This is a genomic window from Azospirillum sp. NS33 (assembly GCF_059703765.1).
This window is the reverse complement of record NZ_BAAKJB010000003.1, coordinates 209,991-226,498: the sequence shown is the minus strand read 5'-3', so window position 1 is coordinate 226,498 and position 16,508 is coordinate 209,991. Positions and strand designations below refer to the sequence as shown.

Here is a 16,508-nt window from a genome sequence, read left to right as displayed (position 1 = left end):
GGCCCCGAGCCCATGACCGACCTCCGCCCCGCCCTCGCCGGGCTCCTCGCCTCCGTTCTCCTGGCCCTGCCGGGCCCGGCCCCCGCCCAGGTCCCGCCCGAGGTGCTGGTGGTGGGCCAGATCGCCGAGCCGGCGACCCTCGACCCGGCCGTCGCCACCGCGACCAACGATTTCCGCATCCTGGTGAACCTCTACGAGGGGCTGGTCCGCTACAAGCCTGGCACCCTGGAGGTCGAACCGGCGCTGGCCGAGCGCTGGATGGTGTCCGACGACGGCCTGACCTACACCTTCACCCTGCGCGACGGCGTCACCTTCCATGACGGCACGCCCTTCGACGCCGCCGCGGTCGCCTACAACTTCATGCGGATGCTCGACGAGGATCACCCGGACGCCGGCACCGGGCCGTTCCCGCTGGCCTTCTTCTTCTCCGTCATCGACCGGGTCGAGGCGGTGGACCCGCGCACCGTGCGCTTCACCCTGACCGAGCCCTACGCGCCGTTCCTCTCGAACCTCGCCTACCCCACCGGGCTGCTGGTCTCGCCGGCCGCGGTGGCCGCGCACGGCACCGACTACGGCCGCCACCCCGTCGGCACCGGGCCGTTCCGCTTCGTGGAGTGGCAGGGCAGCCGCCAGGTCACCGTGGAGCGCAACCCCGACTACTGGGGCGACCCGGCCAAGCTGCAGGCGGTGGTGTTCCGCCCCGTCGCCGACGCCAACACCCGGGCGGCGGAGATGCTGTCGGGGGGCATCGACGTGATGGTGGAGGTGCCGCCCGACGCCCTGGCGACCTTCCGCGACGCCCCGGACTTCACCGTGCACGAGCAGGCGGGACCCCATCTCTGGTTCCTCATCCTCAACACCCGCCACGGGCCGCTGGCCGACAAGCGGGTGCGCCAGGCGGTCAACTACGCCATCGACAAGCGGGCGATCGCCGAGGACATCCTCCAGGGCACCGCCGTTCCGGCCCGGGGCCTGATCGCCCCGGCCTTCGACTGGGCCTACGACCCGGAGGTCGCCGGCTACCCCCACGACCCCGCCAAGGCCAGGGCGCTGCTGAAGGACGCGGGGGCCGAGGGCGCCAGCCTGACCTTCTACGTCGCCGAGGGCGGCTCGGGCATGCTCGACCCCGTGGCCATGGCGACCGCCATCCAGGCCGACCTCGCCGCCGTCGGCCTCGCCGTGCGGATCGAGACCTACGAATGGAACACCTACCTCGCCAAGGTGAACCCCGGGCTGGGCGAGGCCGCCGACATGGCGGAGATGGCGTGGATGACCAACGACCCCGACACCCTGCCCTATCTCACCCTGCGCACCGCCGCCCTGCCCGAATCCGGCGGCTTCAACTCCGGCTACTATGCCAACGCCGAGCTGGACCGCATCCTGGAGCGCGCCCGGCGCAGCGGCGACCCGGCCGAGCGCGCGGCGCTCTACCGCCAGGCCGAGGCGATCGTCGTCGAGGACGCGCCCTGGGCCTTCGTCGCCCATTGGAAGCAGAACGCGGTGACCACGGCGGCGGTCGAGGGCTTCGCCCTGCAACCCTCCTTCTTCCTGCTGCTGGACGACGTCCGGAAGACGCGGTGATGGCCGGCTACGCGCTGGGCCGCGTGCTGGCCCTGGGGCCGGTGCTGCTGGGCCTCAGCCTGATCGTCTTCCTGATCATGGCGCTGATCCCCGGCGACCCGGCGCTGGCCATCCTCGGCCCCTACGCCACCCCGGAGACGGTGGCCCGGGTGGAGCGCGACCTCGGCCTCGACCGGCCGCTGCCGGTGCAGTACCTGACCTGGCTCGGCAACGTGCTGGCGGGCGACCTCGGCCGCTCCTTCAGCCTCAACCGGCCGGTGCTCGACGCGGTGGTGGAGCGCTTCTCCGCTACCCTCGTGCTGGCCGGGGCGGCCCTGCTGCTGGCCTCGCTGCTGGGGCTGCTGGCCGGGGTGGTCGCCGCGGTGCGCCAGTTCGGGCTGGCCGACAGGTTGGTGACCCTTGGCGTGCTGATCGGCATCTCCCTGCCGTCGTTCTGGCTGGGCCTGCTGCTGATCCTGCTGTTCGCGGTGCGCTGGCGGCTGCTGCCGGCCAGCGGCATGTACGCCATCTATGGCGGCGGCGACCTGCCCGACCTGCTGGCCCATCTGGCGCTGCCGGCGGTGACCCTGGCGGTGGTCGCCGCCGGGGTGATCGCCCGCCTCACCCGCTCCGCCATGCTGGAGGTGCTGCGCCAGGACTTCGTGCGCACCGCCCGCGCCAAGGGCCTGCCGGAGCGCCGCGTGGTGGTCGGCCACGCCCTGCGGGCCGCCCTGGTCACCGTCATTCCGGTGATCGGCGTGCAGGCCGGCTTCGTGCTGGGGGGTGCCGTCTATGTGGAGACGGTGTTCCAGTGGCCCGGGATCGGCCGCCTGCTGGTCGACGCCATCGCCAGCCGCGACGTGCTGCTGGTCCAGGGCGGCGTGCTGGTGGTGGCTGCCAGCTACGTCCTCTTCAACCTCGCCGCCGACCTGCTGCAGGCCCTGCTCGACCCCAGGATGGCGCCGTGAGCGCCGCCACAGCACTGCTGCGCCGCCTGCTGCGCAACCGGCTGGCGGCGGCCGGGCTGGCGCTGCTGGCGCTGGTGGTCGCCGTGGCCCTGGCCGCCCCGCTGCTGCCGCTGGCCGATCCCGACGCCACCGCCCCGGCCGACCGCCTGCTGCCACCCCTGGCGGACGGGCACTGGCTGGGCACCGACGCGCTGGGCCGCGACCTGCTGGCCCGGCTGGTCTGGGGCAGCCGGGTCAGCCTCGCCGTCGGCGTCGCCGCCGCGCTGCTGGCGGCGCTGGTGGGTTCGGCCATCGGGCTGGTGGCGGGCTTCGCCGGCGGGCGCACCGACGGCGTGCTGATGCGCGGCATCGACACGCTGATGGCGTTCCCCTACCTGCTGCTGGCGCTGGCCATCGTGGCGGCGCTGGGGCCTGGGCTGCTCAACGCGCTCTACGCCGTGGTGGCGGTCAACGTCCCGTTCTTCGCCCGCAACGTGCGCGGCGCCACGGCGGCGCTGCGCCACAGCGCGTTCGTCGACGCCGCCCGCCTGTCCGGCCAGGGGCCGGCGCCCGTGCTGCTGGGCGAGGTGCTGCCCAACGTGCTGCCGGTGATCGTCATCACCGCCTCCACCACCGTGGGCTGGATGATCCTCGAGACGGCCGGCCTGAGCTTCCTCGGCCTCGGCTCCCAGCCGCCCCAGGCCGATCTCGGCTCCATGCTGGGCGACGGGCGCACGGTGCTGATCACCGCTCCCCATGTCGCCGCGGTGCCGGGGCTGGCGGTGTTCCTCATCGTCATGAGCGTCAACCTGCTGGGCGACGGGCTGCGCGACGCCGTCGACCCGCGCCTGCGCAGCGGCCAGCCGGCGCGGCCCGGCGCCGCCACCCGGGTCGCCCGCGACGGCGCGGACGCGCCGGCGGCGCCCCCTCCGCCCGGCGCCCTGCTGGCGGTGTCGGGGCTGCGCACGGCCTTCGCCACCCCGGCCGGCCTGGTGGACGCGGTCACGGGGGTGAGCCTGCACGTGAACCCGGGCGAATGCCTGGGCATCGTCGGCGAGTCCGGATCGGGCAAGTCGGTGACCGCCCACTCCATCGCCCGCCTCGTCGCCTCGCCGCCCGGCGTCATCCGCGCCGGCGCCGTGCGCCTGGGCGCCGACGACCTGCTGGCGCTGCCGCCGGAGGCGCTGCGCCGCCTGCGCGGCGGGCGTGTCGCCTACGTCTTCCAGGACCCGATGACCACCCTGCACCCGCTGCTGCGGGTCGGCGCCCAGGTGGCCGAGGCGATCCGCGCCCACGCCCCGGTGCCGGCGGCCGCGGCGCGGCGGCGCGTGGCGGAGCTGTTCGCCGCGGTCGGCCTGCCCGACCCGGCGGGCACCGCCGCCGCCTACCCCCACGAGCTGTCGGGCGGCCAGCGCCAGCGGGTGACCATCGCCATGGCCCTGGCCAACGATCCCGACCTGATCGTCGCCGACGAGCCGACCACCGCCCTCGACGTCACCGTGCAGGCCGGCATCCTCGATCTGCTGGACCGCCTGCGCCGCGGCCGCGGCCTCGCCATCCTGTTCATCAGCCACGATTTCGGGGTGATCGCCCGGCTGTGCGACCGGGTCGCGGTGATGCACCGCGGCGCCGTGGTCGAGGAGGGCGAGGCCCGCGCCGTGCTGGCCCGCCCCCAGCACCCCTACACCCGGGCGCTGGTGGCGGCGGTGCCGGTGCTGGGCCGGGGCCGGCGCGACGCCCCGGCACCCACGGGCGAGGGCGCGGGCGCGGGCGCGGGCGCGGGCGCGGGCGTGCCGGCGGTGGAGGTGCGTGGCCTGGTCAAGACCTATCCCGGGCGGCGCCCCCTGCTCGGCCCCGCCCGCCCGCCGGTCGACGCGCTGAAGGGCGTGTCGCTGACGGTGCGGCCGGGCGAGACCCTGGGGATCGTCGGCGAATCGGGCAGCGGCAAGACGACGCTGGCGCGCAGCCTGGTCGGGCTGGTTGCCCCCTCCGCCGGCACGGTGTGGCTGGAGGGGCGCGCGGTGGCCGGCCTCGCCGCCGCCGGACCGCGGGCGCTGGGCGCCACGGTGCAGTACGTCTTCCAGGACCCGGTGTCGTCGCTGAACCCGCGCAAGACGGTGGGCCAGACCCTGGACGTCCCCTTGCGCCGGCTCGCCGGTCTCGACGCGGCGGCGCGGGCGCGGCGGCGGGAGGCGCTGCTGGACCAGGTCGGCCTCGACCGGGCGTTCCTGGCGCGCTTTCCCCACGAGCTGTCGGGCGGGCAGGCGCAACGGGTGGGCATCGCCCGCGCGCTCGCCGCCGGCGCGCGCATCCTGGTGCTGGACGAGCCGGTCTCGGCGCTCGACGTCTCGGTCCAGGCCCAGGTGCTGGACCTGCTGCGCGACCTCTGGCACCGCCTCGGCCTGACCTACCTGTTCATCGGCCACGACCTCGCGGTGGTCGAGGCGATCGCCGACCGAGTCGTGGTGATGGAGGCCGGTGCCATCGTCGAGGAGGGGCCGCCCGACCGCCTGTTCGCCGCCCCCCGGCACCCCTACACACAACGTCTGGTGGCTTCCGTTCCGGCACCCCCGACCTGACGCATGCTGGGTTGTCAGGAGAGACCACAATGCCTGTTTGACGAGATTTTTGTGCGGCCGCACACAGCTTCCGGCATAGGATGGCGTCGCCGGCGCCCATCGGGAGGCGCTCCTGGACGGGGAGAGGACGATGCATCGGCACGAGACACTCGACGGTATCCTGGCCCTCGGCGACGACGCGGTGCGGCGCGCCGCGGGATCGGTGGAGATCGTGGGCCACGACCCGGTCTTTCCCACGCCCTTCCGGGTCGGCGAGGCGGGGGCGACGGCCCTGGCCGCCTACGCCGCCACCATCAACGCCGTCTGGGCGGAGCGCTGCGGCCGCGAGCAGAGCGCCGTCATCGACGTCGCCGCCGCCGCGGTGTCCCTGAAGAGCGTCGGCTTCCTGCTGCAGCAGGGCTATCCCGTGCCCTACCCCGACCCGGCCTACCCGCTGACCGACTTCCACCCCTGCCGCGACGGTCGCAGCATCTTCCTCCACGCCGGCTATCCCAAGCTGCGCGACGGGTTGCTGAAGCTGCTGGACTGCCCCAATGACCTCGCCGCCATCAACGCCGCCGTCGCCACCTGGGAGTCCGACGAGCTGGAGGACGCGGTGGCCGAGGCGGGCCTGTGCGGCGGCATCGCCCGCAGCGCCGCCGAATGGGCGGAGCATCCCCAGGGCCGCCTGCTGGCGGCGGAGCCGGTGGTGCGCATCGAGCGCATCGGCGACAGCGCGCCGGAGCCGTTCGCCGCCGCGCCCCGGCCGCTGTCGGACGTGCGGGTGCTCGACCTCACCCATGTGCTGGCCGGCCCCACCGCGACCCGCACCCTGGCGGAGCACGGGGCGGAGGTGCTGCGGGTGCGCGCGCCGCAGAACCCGACCATCCCGTCCTTCGTCATGGACACCGGCCACGGCAAGCTGTCGAGCGTGCTCGACCTCACCCAGGCCAGCGCGGCGCGCCGTCTGGAGGATCTGATCGGCGACGCCGACGTGATCGTGCAGAGCTACCGCCCCGGGGCGATGGACGCCCTGGGCTTCTCGCCGGACGCGGTGGCCGCCCTGCGCCCCGGCATCGTCTACGTCTCGGTGTCGTGCTACGGCGACTCCGGCCCCTGGGGGCAGCGCCGCGGCTGGGAGCAGCTGGCCCAGTCGGTCACCGGCATGGCCGAGGTCCAGGGGTCGCGCACGGCGCCGGCGTTGAGCCCGGTCTATCCCAACGATTACATCACCGGCTACCTCGCCGCGTTCGGGGTGGTCTCGGCGCTGCTGGCGCGGGCCCGCGACGGCGGCAGCCATCACGTCCGGGTGTCGCTGTGCCGCACCGCCATGTGGCTGCAGACCCTCGGCACGGTGCCGGCCCACGCGATCCCGCCCCAGCCGCAGGTGCCGCCGGGGCTGATGGCGCGCCTGCTGCAGGCCCGCCAGACGCCCTATGGCTGGCTGAGCTTCCTCGGCCCGGTCAGCAGCTTCTCCGAGACGGTCCCCCACTGGGAGCGCTCGACCGCCCCGCTGGCCGCCGACCCGCCGGTGTGGCCGAGCATCCCGGCGCTGGAGCCGGTGGAGGACCGCGCCGCGGCCCTGGAGGTGTGAGGGCCGCGGTGTACAGTGGCGGCGCGCCCGCCGCCCGACCGGAGGAGTCCATGGCACAGCGTCGCATCCCACGCCCACCCCTGGCCGTGATGGCCGCGCTTCTGGCGCTCCTGGGGTCCGCCGGGGCCGCCCAGGCCCAGCGCTGCCCCAAGGACCCGCTGCCGGAGATGGCCGGGCTCTGGGCTCTGGCGGTGACCTGGCAGCCGGCCTTCTGCGAGACCCGCTCGGCGCGCCGCCGCCCGGCGGAGTGCGCCGACGCCGCCGACGCCACCGCCTTCACGCTCCATGGGCTGTGGCCGCAGTGGCAGGAGTACTGCGTCGCGGCGTTGCCGGAGGCGATGGTGCGCGCGAACCCGCGGGTGGCGACGGAGCCCTGCGCCTTCCGCGCCGCCCGCGACTGGGACGACCTGCCGCCGGTGCCCCTGCCGGCGGACGTCGCCGCCGATGTCGCCCGGGTCATGCCCGGCGTCCGCTCGCACCTCGACCGGCACGAGTACGTGAAGCACGGCACCTGCTCCGGCCTCGATCCCTCGGCCTACTACGGCACCGCGATCGGCCTGGTCGACGCCCTGAACGCCTCGCCGGTGCGCGCCTTCATCAACGGCCGGCACGGCGAGGAGATGACGGTGGCAACCCTCTGCTCCGCCCTCGCCGACGCCTTCGGCCCGGAGGCGGCGGCGGCGGTCGAGGCCGACGCCCCGCTGCACCGCGGCCCCGACGGCGTCTGGCGGCGCTACCTGACGGAGCTGCGGCTCTGGCTGCGGCCGGTCGACGGGCGCCTCGCCCTGGAGCCCGGGAACTTCGTTCCGGTGCCGCGCGGCGCCACCACCCTGGGATCCGATCCCGCCGATCCCCTGTGCGACGACCGCCTCTACGTCGACCGGCCCGGGCTGGGGCGCTGAGCGCACCCGCCGTCACGGCATGGTGACGCCGCGTGATCGGCCGGCGGGCGTAGCATCCCCTCCCGACGGCACGCGGAGGAGGCGGCGATGGGACGGCATTCGGCGATGCGGGTGGCGGCACTGGCGGCGGCGGCGATGGCCGCGACCCTGGGCGGGGTCACGGGTGCGGGGGCGGCGCGGGACGGAAGCGGGCCGGTGGTGGTGGAGCTGTTCACGTCCCAGAGCTGCTCCTCCTGCCCACCCGCCGAGGCCTATCTGGGCGAGCTGGCGCGCCGCCCCGACGTGATCGCCCTGGAGTGGCACGTGGATTACTGGAACGACCTGGTGGCCGGGTCGGACGGGCGCTGGCGCGACCCGCTGTCGGCGCCGGCGTTCACCGCCCGCCAGCGCGCCTACGCCGCGGCCATGGGGCCGGCCGGGCGGGTCTACACCCCGCAGATGGTGATCGACGGCACGGTCGCGGTGGTCGGGTCCGACCGCCGGGCGGTGGCCGCGGCCATCGCCGCCGCGGCCACCGGGGATGACCGCCCGGCGGGGTTGCGCGTCGTGGCCGACGGGGCCGCGCTGCTGGCCACGGTGACCGGCGCCGCGCCGGACGCCGTGCTGCGGGTCGTCACCCACCGCGCCGCCGGCGCGACGGCGGTCACGGCCGGCGAGAACCGGGGGCGGCGGCTGACCAACCACAACGTGGTGACCGCCGTGACCACCCTGCCCCCCGGAGGTCCTGGTGCTGGGGCGCGGTTCGCGGCGCCACCGCCCGGCGCGCACTGCGCCGTCCTGCTCCAGCGCGGCGAGGCCGGACCGATCCTGGCCGCCGCCGCCTGCCCCGGCGGCGGATGAGGAGGCCTCAGGTCCGCCGGCCCCAGCGGAGGGACGTGGCGGCGGCCAGCACCAGCACCGCGGCGACGGCGAAGGCGGTCCGCGTGCCGGCGGCGACCGCGGCGGCCGGCGCCGCGGCGACGTCGGGCGTGCCCACCGCCAGGGCGAACACCGCGCCCATGGCCGAGGCCCCGGTGACCAGGCCGAGGTTGCGCGACAGGGTGAGCAGGCCGGAGCGCCCGCCGCGCCGGTCGGCCGGTGCGCCGGCCATGACCGCCGTGGTGTTGGCGGCGAGGAAGAGCTGGTAGCCCGGCGTCAGCACGGCGATGGCCGCGAGGTAGCCGGCCACGCCCGCGGTCTCCGGCAACGCGGCCAGGGCGATGACCCCCGTCAGAAGCGCGCCCAGGCCGGCGTCGGCCGTGGCACGGGCCCCGACGCGGTCGACCAGCCGGCCGGCCAGCACGCCGCTCAGCGCCGCCAGCGCCGGGCCGACGGACAACACCAGCCCGACCCGCGCCGCGTCGAGGCCGAGCGCCCCGGCGAGATGGAAGGGGCCGACCACCAGCGTCGCCATCATCACCGCGGCGATCAGCGCGTTGGCGGCCAGCGCCGCCGGGAACGCCGCGCCGCCCGGCCCGGCATCCCAGGCCACCAGCGGCGACACCGCCCGTCCCTCCACCCGAACGAACAGCACCAGCCCCAGCAGCGCCGCCGCCAGCAACGCCGCGTTGACCACGCCGAAGCGGCCGCTGCCCACGCTCAGCGCCAGGGCGTACGCGGCCAGCGTGGCCGCCAGCATCAGCGTGCCGGCGGTGTCGAACGGCGCGCGGGGCGCCGCTGCGGTGTCGGGAACGGTGTCGGGCGGCAGGGCCGACCACGTCAGGGCGATGGCGGCAAGGCCCGGCGGCACCGCGACGAGGAAGACCGCGCGCCAGTCCGCCACCGACAGCAGCAGGCCGCCGACCGAGGGGCCCAGCGCCGTTCCCAGCGCCGACATGGTGCCGAGCAGCCCCATCGCCCGCCCGGTGCGCGCCGGCGCCACGGCCTCGGCGACGAGCGCCACGCTGAGGGCCATCAGCACCGCGGCGCCCGCGCCCTGGACCGCGCGCGCCGCCACCAGCGCCCACAGGGTGGGCGCCGCACCGCACAGGGCCGAGCCCGCGGTGAACACCGCCAGCCCGCCCAGCAGCAGGCGGCGCCGGCCGACGCGGTCGCCCAGCCGGCCGGCCCCGGCGGCCAGCGCCGTGACCGCGACCAGATAGGCCAGCACCACCCACTGCACCGCGGCGAAGGGGGCGGCGAAGGCGACGGTCAGCGCCGGCAGCGCCACGTTGGCGGCACTGGTGCCGAGCGCCGCCAGCAGCATGGACAGGGACAGCGCAGCGAGCGCCCCCGGGGCGCGCCGCCGGGGGATCGGGACGGGGTGGGAAAAGGGAACGGCCATGGTCGGGATCTCCGCCGGATCGGTTGGAACACGGCGCAAGCCTCGCGCCCGGACCGATGCGGCGGAAGGCGCAGCGATCGCACGGTATTCGTGCGTCCGGCGCCATGTCGGCGGGGTCGCCCCCGTGCTAGGCTGGCGCCATGACCGCCCCCGACCTGAACCTGCTGATCACGCTGGACGCGCTGCTGGCCGAAGGCAGCGTGGCGCGGGCGGCGGCACGCCTGCGCCTCAGCCCGTCGGCCATGAGTCGCGCCCTGGCGCGGCTGCGCACGGCCACCGGCGACCCGCTGCTGGTGCGGGCCGGCCGCGGCCTGGTGCCGACGCCGCGGGCGCTGGAGCTGCGCGAGCGGGTCGGCGCCCTGGTGCGCGACGCCGAGGCCGCGCTGCGCCCCGCCGAAACCCTGGACCTGGTGCGGCTGGAGCGGACCTTCACCCTGCGCAACCGCGAGGGCTTCGTGGAGACGTTCGGCGCCGCCCTGCTGGAGCGGGTCACCCGCGACGCGCCGGGCGTGCGGCTGCGCTTCGTGCCCAAGCCGGACCGCGAGAGCGCACCGCTGCGCGACGGCCGGGTCGATCTGGAGACGGGTGTGGTCGGCGGCACCCTGGGGCCGGAGCTGCGCGCCCAGGCGCTGTTCCACGACCGCAGCGTCGCCGTGGTCCGCCCCGGGCACCCGCTGTGCCGGGGCGCCGCGACGGCGGAACGCTACGCCGCCGCCCGTCATGTCCTGGTGTCCCGGCGCGGCCTGGACCGCGCGCCGGTCGACGACGCCCTGGCTGCGCTCGGCCTGGCGCGCACCATCGCCACCGTGGTCGCCGGCTACGGCGAGGCGCTGGCGCTGGTGCGCGGCTCCGAGCTCGTCGCCACCGTGCCGGAGCGCTACACCGGCGCCTTGCGCGCCGGGCTGGAGACCCTGCCCCTGCCGGTCGCGTTGCCGGACACGACGGTCTCGCTGCTGTGGCACCCGCGCCTCGACGCGGACGCCGCCCACCGCTGGCTGCGCGGCTGCGTGCGCGCGGTGTGCGCCGACGGCTCCGATGCCGCGGCGGGGCCGTCCGCACCGGGCGCTGCCAGAGGATGAAGCGGGTCAGCCCCCGGCCACGCGGGGGCGGGCCGCGGCGCTGCCGGCGAGCGCCACCACCGCCAGCGCCAGGGGCGCGAACGACACCCAGAGCACGGCATCCCATCCGAACGCCGCCAGCAGCCCGCCCGATGCGAAGGACCCCAGCGCCATCGTCCCGAAGATGATGAAGTCGTTCAGCGCCTGCACCCGTGTCCGCTCCTCGGAGCGGTGGCACTCCAGCACCAGCGCCGAGGCGCCGAGGAAGCCGAAGTTCCAGCCGATGCCGAGCAGGATGAGACTGAACCAGAAATGGCCGACCTCCACCCCGGCCAGCCCGGCCGCGGCGGCGGCGGCGATCAGCGCCAGCCCGGTGGCCACCAGCCGGGACGCACCGAAGCGGACGATCAGCCGCCCGGTGACGAAGCTCGGCGCGTACATGGCGATGACGTGCCATTGCAGGCCGAGATTGGCGTCCTCCTGCGACAGGCCGCACAGCCGCATGGCCAGCGGTGCCGCCGTCATGATGAAGTTCATCAGCAGGTAGGACACCAGGCCGCAGACCACGGCGGTGACGAAACGGGGCTGGCGGGCGATGGCGGCCAGCGGCCGGCCGCCGGCGGCCTCGGCGGCGGCCTCCGCGGCGGTCGGCGGGGGCAGGCGCACGCCGAACAGGACCAAGCCGGAGAGCACGGCGACCGCCGCCTGCGCCAGGTAGGTCGCGGCGAACAGATGGGGCGGCCACAGGTCCATGGTGAGGGTCACCAACTGCGGGCCGATGACCCCGGCGGCGACCCCGCCCGCCATCACCGCCGACATGGCGCGCGGACGCCGCTCCGGCGGGGCGCAGTCGGCGGCGGCGAAGCGGAAGGACAGCACCACGGCGGCGTAGGCGCCGCCGAACGCCATGGCCGCGCTGAACAGCCAGAAGGACCCGAGGATCACCGCCAGCGCCGCGAGCAGCCCGGCGACGACTCCGCAGCCGGCGCCGGCCAGGAAGGCGGCGCGCCGCCCGTGGCGGCGGGCGAGCGCGCCGGCCGGCAGCGTGCACACCGCCATCCCCACCACGAAGACGGAGATCGGTGCCGTCGCCAGCGCCGGGCTCGGCGCCAGGGTGTTGCCGACGATGGCGCCCGTGGCGTACGCGACCACCGCGTTCGCCCCGGCCAGCGCCTGGGCGACCGTAAGGCGGACGACGTTGCCCAGCTCGCGCCGGCGTGCGTCGGCCAGCGGGTCGCGTCCGCGGGCGGTGGAGACGGCGTGAGACATGGCGCTTCCCGGCGGCTGTGACAGGACCGACGCCGGAGGAGTAGCGGCGGGCTCACAGGAACGGAAGCCGATTGTTGCCATGGCCACGCGACGCCGGCGCATGCCTGACCGCCGGGCGGCGGCCAGGGCGCCGCGGCCGCTCGCTCAGCCGGTGGGGCCGCCGGCCACCACCCGCCGGTAGAGGTGCCAGGTGGCGTGGCCGAGCACGGGCATCACCACCACCAGGCCGACCAGCAGCGGCAGCGCCGCCACCGCCAGGCTGGCGGCGACGATCAGCCCCCACAGGGCCATCGGCCGCGGGTTCAGCGCCACCGCGCGCAGCGAGGTGCGCACCGCCGTCGCCACGCCGACCCTGCGGTCGATCAGGAGCGGGAACGAGACGACGCTGATGGCCAGCACGGCCGTCGCGAAGAGCGTGCCCACCGCCAGCCCGGCCACGACCATGGTCCAGCCCGCCGGGGTGGCGACGGCGGCCCCGAGGAACGCGCCGTAGGAGGCCGGCGCCAGGGGCTCCAGGGTCGCCATGTAGATGAGCTGCGCCGCGGCCAGCCATAGCCCGAGCACCGCCAGCAGGACCAGGCCCAGGGCCAGGATCGCCCCGGCCGAGGGGGTGCGCAGGACGGCGAAGGCGTCCCGCCAGGTCACGGCCAATCCCTGCTCGCGCCGCCGGCTCATCTCGTAGAGGCCCACGGCGGCGAACGGCCCGACCAGGGCGAAGCCGGCGACCAGGGGGAACAGAAGCTGCATCATGTCGCGCTCGGCCACCACCTGCGCCAGCACCAGGCCGGCGACGGGATAGACCAGGGCGATGAAGATCACGTCGGTGCGGCAGGCGCCGAAATCCTCGATCCCCGCGGCGAGGGCGCCGCGCAGGTCGGCGGTGCCGATGCGGCGCACCGCCGGCTCGGCCGCGGCCGGGGTGGAGGGGCGCAGCGCCGCCTGGCTGCCGGCGACGAGGGAATGGGACCACGAACGCCCGTGCTCCACGCTCCATTCCATCGGGTTGCGGATGGCCATGTCCAGTCTCCCAAACCAGTGGTTCGGGGCGCGCGGGCCGATCGGCTACGCCTCGGGCAGGGTGTCGTCGTCGCGAGCATCGGCGCGGTCGCCCGCCGCTCCGCCCGCAACTCTCCTCCCGGCGATGCGTCCTGGCAACCCGGACGAACGGTCACCCCCCTCGGGACGGCGACGCCGCCGGGCCGGACGGCCGCGGCGGCGCCCCGGGCGGCGGCTCAGAGCTTGCCCGTCACCCAATAGTCGATGCGGGCGGCGTTGGACTTGATGTAGGTGTCGACCGCCTGCTCGTAGCTGGTCTGGGTCGCCTCGTGCATCATCGCCTCCAGATCGCCGATGGGGATCACCATGCGGTTCAGGAACTCGAAGACGTCGGGGTGGTCCTGGTAGAAGCCCTTGCGGACCAGGGCGTTGACGCTCTCCATGCCGCCCAGCGTGCCCTTCGGGTCGTCGAGGTAGCGCAGCTTCCAGCTGGCGAACATCCAGTGCGGCGACCAGGTGGTGACGACGATCCACTCGTCGCGCTTCACCGCGCGCTCCAGCGCCGCGAGCATGCCGGCGTCGCTGGCCGAGACGAGCTGGTAGCCGGACAGGCCGTAGTCCTTGATCGCGGTCTCGGACACCTGCATCAGGCCGGCGCCGGGGTCGATGCCTTGGATGCGGTTGCCCAGCTTCTTCATCACCTCGGGCTTCTTCAGGTCCTCGATGCTCGCCAGGTCCGACGCCGGGATGGAGTCCGGCACGGCCCAGCCCAGCCTGGCCCGGGTGTAGAGCGGGCCGAGGTCGACCAGGTCCTGGCCGACCTTGTCCAGGTAGGGCTTGTGGGTCAGCGGCTGCCACGACATCAGCATGGCGTCGAGCTTGCCGGTGGAGAGCCCCTGGTACTGGATGCCGATGTCGGCCATGACCAGCTCGACCTTGGTGCCCAGCCGTTCCTCGATGAGCTTGGCGGCCAGCTTGGTGACGGCCTCGGCGTCCGACCACGCGGTCCAGCCGATCTTCACCGGCGTGTCCGCCGCCGCGGCGCTGCCGGCAAGCACGCCGGCGGCCAGCGCCGCCGCCAACAAGGCGTGCGCGATCCTCTTGAAAACACCCATTCGTGATGGTCCTCTCGTTGGAGTCGAAACCGGGAAGGCGACCGCCGGCGCGCGGATCAGCGCGCCGGGACCGGAAAGAGACGGCGCAGGAAGGCCAGCCCTGGCACCGGCCGCGCGACGGTGGTGGTGCCGAAGCTCTGGGTGATGCGGTCGAGGATGATGGCCAGCAGCACGACGCTGAGCCCGCTCTCGAAGCCCAGCGCAATGTCCAGGCGCTGGATGCCCTGGAGCACCACGTTGCCGAGGCCGCCGGCGCCGATCATCGAGGCGATGACGATCATGGACAGCGCCATCATCATGGTCTGGTTGACCCCGGCCATGATCGAGGGCAGCGCGTTGGGCAGCTGCACCTTGAAGAGGAGCTGGCGGTCCATGCAGCCGAAGGCACGGCCGGCCTCGATGATCTCGCCCGGCACCTGCTGGATGCCCAGCGCCGTCAGGCGCACCGCCGGCGGCATGGCGAAGATGACCGTGGCGAGGATGCCCGGCACCCGGCCCAGGCCGAAGAACATCACCGCCGGGATCAGGTAGACGAAGGCGGGCATGGTCTGCATGAAGTCCAAGGTGGTCTTCGCCACGCTCTCGAAGGTGCGGCTTCGCACCATCAGGATGCCCAGCGGGATGCCGATGGCGAGGCTCAGCAGGGTCGCCGACATGACGAGGCCCAGCGTCGCCGCGGTCTCCTTCCACAGCCCCATGCCCGAGATCAGCAGGAGGGCGGCCAGGGCGAAGGCGCCGAAGCCGAGGCCCAGGCGCCACACCGACACCGCGACCAGCAGCGCGATGAGCAGCCAGGGCGGGGTGCCGACCAGCACGTAGTCGATGGTGCCGCCGAAGCCGTCGACGATCGACGCGATGACGTCGAGGCTGGGCTGGAAATGGTCGAGCATGAACTCGACCAGGTCTTCGACCACGTTGCCGATGTGGATTTCCACGTCCATCGCTCAGCCCTCCCGATCCAGGGTGTTCAGAAGAAGGGGGCGGGAAATCGCGCCCATGAAAACGCCGGCCTCGTCGACCACCGGCACGGGCCAGGCGGTCGCCGCGACGGTGCGCAGCAGGTTGTGGACGGGAACGGTGCTCGGCACCGTCTCCACCCCGGGCAGGAAGGCGGTGAGGAAGCGCGGCTGCGGGGTGCGCAGTTCGCGCTCCAGCGTCTCGCGGGACACCACGCCCTGGAACCGCCCCTCCTCGTCGCGCACGTAGCCGTAGGTGTGCCCGTTCTCCTGGAGCAGGCGCAGCGCCGGCAGCAGCTCGCCGGGCACGCGGATGATGGTGTTGGTCGCCTCGCAGCGGGCGACGTCGCCGGCCCGCAGCACCTTCGACACGTCGACGTTGCGGAAGAACGACCGGACATAGGCGTCGGCCGGGTTGCGCAGGATGTCGTAGGGGGTGCCGACCTGCACGATGCGCCCGCCCTCCATGATGGCGATGCGGTCGCCGATGCGCATCGCCTCGTCGAGGTCGTGGCTGATGAAGACGATGGTGCGCTGGTGCTCGCGCTGGAGGCGCAGCAGCTCGTCCTGCATCTCCGTGCGGATCAGCGGGTCGAGCGCGGAGAACGCCTCGTCCATCAGCATGATCGTCGGGTTGTTGGCGAGCGCGCGGGCCAGGCCGACGCGCTGCTGCATGCCGCCCGACATCTCGCCCGGCAGGCGGCCGGCATAGGGGCCGAGGCCCACCGCCTCCAGGGCCGCCAGGGCGGCCTTGTGCCGCTCGGCCCGGGGCACGCCGGCGACCTCCAGGCCGAAGGCGGCGTTGTCCAGCGCGGAGCGGCGGGGCAGCAGGGCGAAGGACTGGAACACCATGCTCATGTCGCGGCGCCGCGCCTGCACCAGCGCGCGCTTGGACATCCGCACGAGGTCGCGCCCATCCAGCAGGATCTCGCCGGCCGACGGCTCGATCAGCCGGTTGAGCAGGCGGATCATGGTCGACTTGCCGGAGCCCGACAGGCCCATGATCACGAAGATCTCGCCCGCCCGCACGTCGAAGCTGGCGTCGACGACGCCGACGTTGACGCCGAGCCGCTCCAGCACCGCCGCCTTGTCCGCACCCTCGCGGAGCATCGCCAGGGCCGGCGCGGGATCCGGCGCGAACACCTTGAAGACGTTGCGGACCGCGAGCCGGATCTCGCCGGGCTCGGCGGCCGGGGCGGCGGCCGGTGCCGGGGCGGGCGCGGTCGCCGCCGTCACCGCGATGGCGGGAGGCGGCGCCGCCGCCTGTTGCCCAGCCGCCGGGGTCATCGA

General features: G+C 74.8%; 13 protein-coding genes. 7 read left to right on the top strand and 6 right to left on the bottom strand.

The window, feature by feature from the left end; genetic code table 11:
* The first annotated feature begins 12 nt into the window (after positions 1–12).
* The 6 genes from AC6H2I_RS04925 (at position 13) to AC6H2I_RS04900 (ending at position 8,401) form a co-directional block, all read left to right on the top strand.
* Entirely contained in the window at positions 13–1,581 is a 1,569-nt protein-coding gene (locus AC6H2I_RS04925) for an ABC transporter substrate-binding protein (RefSeq protein ID WP_497499459.1), read from the top strand.
* On the top strand, positions 1,581–2,528 hold the full coding sequence (locus tag AC6H2I_RS04920; RefSeq protein ID WP_497499458.1) for an ABC transporter permease: 948 nt from the start codon (positions 1,581–1,583) through the stop codon (positions 2,526–2,528). The genes AC6H2I_RS04925 and AC6H2I_RS04920 overlap by 1 nt, the downstream gene beginning before the upstream one ends.
* Positions 2,525–5,086 carry a dipeptide ABC transporter ATP-binding protein gene (locus AC6H2I_RS04915; RefSeq protein WP_497499457.1) on the top strand — a complete coding sequence of 854 codons (2,562 nt, stop codon included), beginning with the start codon at positions 2,525–2,527 and terminating at the stop codon, positions 5,084–5,086. Before AC6H2I_RS04920 ends, AC6H2I_RS04915 begins: the two co-directional genes overlap by 4 nt.
* Positions 5,087–5,216: 130 nt before the next feature.
* Positions 5,217–6,659: a CoA transferase gene (locus tag AC6H2I_RS04910; protein ID WP_497499456.1), complete on the top strand. Its 1,443-nt coding sequence runs from the start codon at positions 5,217–5,219 to the stop codon at positions 6,657–6,659.
* 50 nt (positions 6,660–6,709) lie between these two features.
* Positions 6,710–7,561 (top strand): ribonuclease T2 family protein, encoded by an 852-nt coding sequence (locus AC6H2I_RS04905; protein WP_497499455.1) that lies wholly within the window; start codon positions 6,710–6,712, stop codon positions 7,559–7,561.
* A gap of 87 nt (positions 7,562–7,648) precedes the next feature.
* On the top strand, positions 7,649–8,401 hold the full coding sequence (locus AC6H2I_RS04900; RefSeq protein WP_497499454.1) for a DUF1223 domain-containing protein: 753 nt from the start codon (positions 7,649–7,651) through the stop codon (positions 8,399–8,401).
* A 7-nt stretch (positions 8,402–8,408) separates the two neighbouring features.
* Here AC6H2I_RS04900 and AC6H2I_RS04895 read toward each other — a convergent pair whose 3' ends face one another.
* Positions 8,409–9,824, bottom strand: coding sequence for an MFS transporter (locus tag AC6H2I_RS04895; protein ID WP_497499453.1), 1,416 nt, complete (start codon positions 9,822–9,824; stop codon positions 8,409–8,411).
* 140 nt (positions 9,825–9,964) lie between these two features.
* On the opposite strand from AC6H2I_RS04895, the gene AC6H2I_RS04890 reads away from it, so the two are divergent.
* Complete coding sequence (locus AC6H2I_RS04890) at positions 9,965–10,903, top strand: LysR family transcriptional regulator (RefSeq protein ID WP_497499452.1); 939 nt, start codon at positions 9,965–9,967, stop codon at positions 10,901–10,903.
* A gap of 6 nt (positions 10,904–10,909) precedes the next feature.
* Here the strand turns inward: AC6H2I_RS04890 and AC6H2I_RS04885 are convergent, their stop codons facing one another.
* The 5 genes from AC6H2I_RS04885 to proV form a co-directional block, all read right to left on the bottom strand.
* Entirely contained in the window at positions 10,910–12,151 is a 1,242-nt protein-coding gene (locus AC6H2I_RS04885; protein ID WP_497499451.1) for an MFS transporter, read from the bottom strand.
* 144 nt (positions 12,152–12,295) lie between these two features.
* Positions 12,296–13,168, bottom strand: coding sequence for a DUF2189 domain-containing protein (locus AC6H2I_RS04880; protein ID WP_497499450.1), 873 nt, complete (start codon positions 13,166–13,168; stop codon positions 12,296–12,298).
* A 215-nt stretch (positions 13,169–13,383) separates the two neighbouring features.
* The gene (locus AC6H2I_RS04875; RefSeq protein ID WP_497499449.1) at positions 13,384–14,262 is read right to left on the bottom strand and encodes a glycine betaine ABC transporter substrate-binding protein; all 879 of its coding nucleotides are present in this window, start codon (positions 14,260–14,262) and stop codon (positions 13,384–13,386) included.
* Positions 14,263–14,318: 56 nt separating this feature from the next.
* Entirely contained in the window at positions 14,319–15,203 is an 885-nt protein-coding gene (locus tag AC6H2I_RS04870; RefSeq protein WP_497499448.1) for an ABC transporter permease, read from the bottom strand.
* A gap of 3 nt (positions 15,204–15,206) precedes the next feature.
* Positions 15,207–16,505, bottom strand: a complete 1,299-nt coding sequence (gene proV, locus AC6H2I_RS04865) for a glycine betaine/L-proline ABC transporter ATP-binding protein ProV (RefSeq protein ID WP_497499447.1) — start codon at positions 16,503–16,505, stop codon at positions 15,207–15,209.
* Positions 16,506–16,508: the final 3 nt, after the last annotated feature.